General features: G+C 53.2%; 4 protein-coding genes and 1 pseudogene. 2 read left to right on the forward strand and 3 right to left on the reverse strand.

Going from position 1 to position 4229, the window contains the following annotated elements:
• Positions 1-2: 2 nt before the first annotated feature.
• Positions 3-1256: a serine hydroxymethyltransferase gene (gene glyA / locus FDW87_RS01630; RefSeq protein ID WP_019077397.1), complete on the reverse strand. Its 1254-nt coding sequence runs from the start codon at positions 1254-1256 to the stop codon at positions 3-5.
• 326 nt (positions 1257-1582) lie between these two features.
• On the opposite strand from glyA, the gene hmpA reads away from it, so the two are divergent.
• On the forward strand, positions 1583-2773 hold the full coding sequence (gene hmpA, locus FDW87_RS01635; RefSeq protein ID WP_137379386.1) for an NO-inducible flavohemoprotein: 1191 nt from the start codon (positions 1583-1585) through the stop codon (positions 2771-2773).
• Positions 2774-2777: 4 nt separating this feature from the next.
• A pseudogene (locus FDW87_RS23255) lies at positions 2778-2873 on the forward strand (hypothetical protein); the annotation flags it as partial.
• Here the strand turns inward: FDW87_RS23255 and glnB are convergent.
• Positions 2870-3208 (reverse strand): nitrogen regulatory protein P-II, encoded by a 339-nt coding sequence (glnB, locus tag FDW87_RS01640; protein WP_002914032.1) that lies wholly within the window; start codon positions 3206-3208, stop codon positions 2870-2872. The pseudogene FDW87_RS23255 and the gene glnB overlap by 4 nt on opposite strands.
• Before the next feature lie 60 nt (positions 3209-3268).
• Positions 3269-4229 (reverse strand): two-component system response regulator QseF/GlrR (gene qseF / locus FDW87_RS01645; RefSeq protein WP_252362945.1); only part of this gene is annotated, 961 nt, incomplete at its 5' end.

A 4229-nucleotide genomic window follows, 5' to 3' on the forward strand; every position in this document is an offset into this window, starting at 1 on the left:
AATTACGCGTAAACCGGGAAGCGTGCGCAGATATCCAGAACTTTACCTTTGACGCGCTCGATAACGGATTCGTCATTGATGTTGTCCAGAACGTCACACATCCAGCCAGCCAGCTCTTTCACTTCCGCTTCTTTAAAGCCACGGCGAGTCACAGCCGGAGAACCGATACGGATACCGGAAGTCACAAACGGGCTCTTCGGATCGTTCGGCACGCTGTTTTTGTTAACAGTGATGTTAGCGCGGCCCAGTGCGGCGTCAGCTTCTTTACCGGTCAGGTTTTTATCAACCAGATCCAGCAGGAACAGGTGGTTTTCAGTACCGCCAGAAACCACTTTGTAGCCACGGTTCAGGAACACTTCCACCATCGCTTTGGCGTTTTTGGCAACCTGCTGCTGGTAAACCTTAAACTCAGGCTCCATCGCTTCTTTCAGCGCCACGGCTTTCGCCGCGATCACGTGCATCAGCGGGCCGCCCTGTGCGCTTGGGAACACCGCGGAGTTCAGCTTTTTGTACAGCTCTTCGTCACCGCCTTTCGCCAGGATCAGGCCGCCGCGCGGACCCGCCAGGGTTTTGTGGGTGGTGGTGGTCACTACGTGTGCGTGTGGAACCGGGTTCGGGTAAACGCCTGCGGCGATCAGGCCCGCAACGTGCGCCATGTCAACGAACAGGTATGCGCCAATGCTGTCGGCGATTTCACGCATTTTTGCCCAGTCAACAACGCCGGAGTAAGCAGAGAAGCCGCCGATGATCATCTTCGGCTTGTGCTCTTTGGCCTGCTTAGCCATATCTTCGTAGTCAATTTTACCGGACTCATCAATACCGTAAGGGATGATGTTGTACAGCTTGCCAGAGAAGTTAACCGGGGAACCGTGAGTCAGGTGGCCGCCTTGCGCCAGGTTCATACCCAGAACGGTATCACCCGGTTGCAGCAGAGCGGTGTAAACAGCGAAGTTAGCCTGGGAGCCGGAGTGCGGCTGTACGTTAGCGTAGTCAGCGCCAAACAGCTCTTTTGCACGATCGATAGCCAATTGCTCAACGATATCAACGTACTCGCAACCGCCGTAGTAGCGCTTGCCCGGATAACCTTCAGCGTATTTGTTGGTCAGCTGAGAACCCTGCGCCTGCATAACACGCGGGCTGGTGTAGTTTTCGGAGGCGATCAGTTCGATGTGCTCTTCCTGACGTACTTTTTCCTGCTCCATAGCCTGCCACAGTTCGGCATCATAATCGGCAATGTTCATTTCACGCTTTAACATCCGCATCTCCTGACTCAGCTAACAATAGAATTTCGGCCTAAAAAGGCAGTCCCGTTGGACGACGGCGAACAGTATAACCGAATCATTCTTCGATAACAGGTCTTGACAAAGGATTTTACGCAAACGATTACCTTCACGGCACGCAAGGCTTTGGAGAACAAAGGTCTGCTGAATTTCAACGGATTTCTTTTCAGGTTTGTGATGCAGATTTTTCACGATGTAACCTTTACAACGCAAAGTTACAAAGAACCATTTACAATGCAGGGGTATTTTTTATAAGATGCATTTGACATACATCATTAAAATTTCAGATAAAGGAAGACCGTATGCTTGACGCACAAACCATCGCTACAGTGAAAGCCACCATTCCCCTGCTGGTTGAAACAGGCCCGAAGCTGACCGCCCATTTCTACGATCGCATGTTTACGCATAACCCAGAGCTGAAAGAAATCTTCAACATGAGTAACCAGCGTAATGGCGATCAGCGGGAAGCACTGTTTAACGCTATTGCCGCGTATGCCAGCAATATCGAGAACCTGGCGGCGCTGTTGCCTGCCGTTGAGAAAATCGCGCAGAAGCATACCAGCTTCCAGATTAAACCGGAGCAGTACAACATCGTAGGTGGCCATTTGCTGGCAACGCTGGACGAAATGTTCAGCCCAGGCCAGGAAGTTCTGGATGCATGGGGCAAAGCATACGGCGTGCTGGCGAACGTTTTCATCAACCGTGAAGCGCAGATCTACAGTGAAAATGCCAATAAAAATGGCGGCTGGGAAGGTACCCGTCCTTTCCACATCGTGGCAAAAACCCCACGCAGTGCGCTTATCACCAGCTTTGAATTTGAACCTGTCGACGGTGGCGCAGTGGCTGAATATCATCCGGGGCAATACCTGGGCGTCTGGCTGAAGCCGGAAGGTTTCCCGCATCAGGAAATTCGTCAGTACTCACTGACCCGTAAACCCGATGGCAAAGGCTACCGTATTGCTGTGAAGCGTGAAGACGGTGGTCAGGTTTCCACCTGGCTGCACAACCATGCGAATGTGGGCGACGTCGTTCACTTAGCTGCACCTGCGGGCGATTTCTTTATGGACGTTGCGACCGATACCCCAGTGTCTCTGATTTCAGCAGGCGTGGGTCAAACCCCGATGCTGGCGATGCTGGATACGCTGGCAAAAGCGAATCATACGGCGCAGGTTAACTGGTTCCACGCGGCAGAAAATGGCGATGTACATGCCTTTGCCGATGAAGTGAATGAACTGGGCAAAACGCTGCCACGCTTTAGCGCACACACCTGGTATCGTGAGCCAACCGAAGCCGATCGCGCGAAAGGTGCGTTTGATAGCGTTGGTCTGATGGATTTGAACAAACTGGAAGGCGCAATCAGCGATCCGGCGATGCAGTTTTATCTGTGCGGTCCGGTTGGCTTTATGCAGTTTGCCGCGAAGCAGTTGGTCGGCCTGGGCGTGAAAAACGAGAACATTCATTACGAATGCTTCGGCCCGCATAAAGTCTTGTAATTACATCATGCCGGATGGCGCTGCGCTTATCAGGCCTACGGGAGATTGTAGGCCTGATAAGGTGTTTACACCGCCATCCGGCAAGCACGGCGCGGCTTAGATTGCCGCGTCGTCTTCTTCACCGGTGCGAATACGAATCACGCGTGCCACGTCGAAGACAAAAATCTTACCGTCACCGATTTTACCGGTCTGGGCAGTACGAATAATGGTGTCGACGCAGGTATCGACGATGTCGTCGGTGACCACAATTTCAATTTTTACCTTCGGCAGAAAATCCACCATATATTCCGCACCACGGTACAGCTCAGTATGGCCTTTCTGACGGCCAAACCCTTTCACTTCTGTTACAGTCATACCGGTAATGCCGACTTCAGCCAGCGCTTCGCGGACGTCGTCCAGCTTGAAGGGTTTAATAATCGCATCAATCTTTTTCATGCTATTCCTTGAAAAGGTCGCCTGTCTTTTGATCGAATAAAACTAACATAATCCGCAGATTTATTCTTTGAAATCGTTTGCATCCAGCTCATGGCGAGAGAGCAACTTGTAGAATTCGGTGCGGTTGCGCCCCGCCATTCGCGCCGCATGGGTCACATTGCCCTTGGTGATTTGCAACAGCTTACGCAGGTAGTTGAGTTCAAACTGGTTACGCGCTTCAACAAAGGTCGGCAGCGCGGTGTTCTCCCCTTCCAGCGCCTGCTCCACCAGCGCGTCGCTGATCACCGGCGAAGAGGTCAACGCCACGCACTGCTCAATCACGTTAACCAACTGACGCACGTTACCAGGCCAACTGGCGGTCATTAACCGTTTCATGGCATCGGTCGAAAAGGCGCGCACGAACGGTTTGTGTCGTTCAGCAGACTGGCGCAGCAGATGGTTTGCCAGCAGCGGAATATCTTCCGTACGCTCGGCCAGCGCTGGGATCTTCAGGCTCACCACGTTGAGGCGATAGTACAAATCTTCGCGAAATTCCCCCCGAGCCATCGCTTTGGGTAAATCACGGTGGGTCGCGGAAACGATCCGCACATCAATATCGATATCGCGGTTACTGCCCAGCGGCCTGACTTTTCGCTCCTGCAATACACGTAGCAATTTAACCTGCAACGGCGCGGGCATATCGCCAATCTCATCGAGAAACAGCGTCCCGCCTTCCGCGGCCTGAAACAGCCCTTCACGATTGCTCACCGCGCCGGTAAAGGCACCGCGCGCATGACCAAACAGCTCAGACTCCAGCAGTTGTTCCGGCAATGCGCCGCAGTTAATGGCAATAAAGGGCTTGTGGCTGCGCGGGCTGGCGTTGTGAATGGCCTGGGCAAAAACTTCTTTCCCGGTTCCGCTTTGGCCGTTGATCAATACGCTTACGTCCGATTGCGCCACCATGCGCGCCTGTTCCAGCAGGCGCAGCATCAGTGGGCTGCGGGTGACGATGGACTCACGCCAGCTGTCATCAGCAGCTGGC

It is taken from the genome of Citrobacter sp. wls826, assembly GCF_005281245.1.
In the GTDB taxonomy this organism is placed as follows: Bacteria; Pseudomonadota; Gammaproteobacteria; order Enterobacterales; family Enterobacteriaceae; genus Citrobacter; species Citrobacter braakii.

Bases quoted from the DNA above. Each gene is read 5' to 3' on its own strand.
- glyA (WP_019077397.1), bottom strand. From the start codon at position 1,256: ATGTTAAAGCGTGAAATGAACATTGCCGATTATGATGCCGAACTGTGG.
- hmpA (WP_137379386.1), top strand. From the start codon at position 1,583: ATGCTTGACGCACAAACCATCGCTACAGTGAAAGCCACCATTCCCCTG.
- glnB (WP_002914032.1), bottom strand. From the start codon at position 3,208: ATGAAAAAGATTGATGCGATTATTAAACCCTTCAAGCTGGACGACGTC.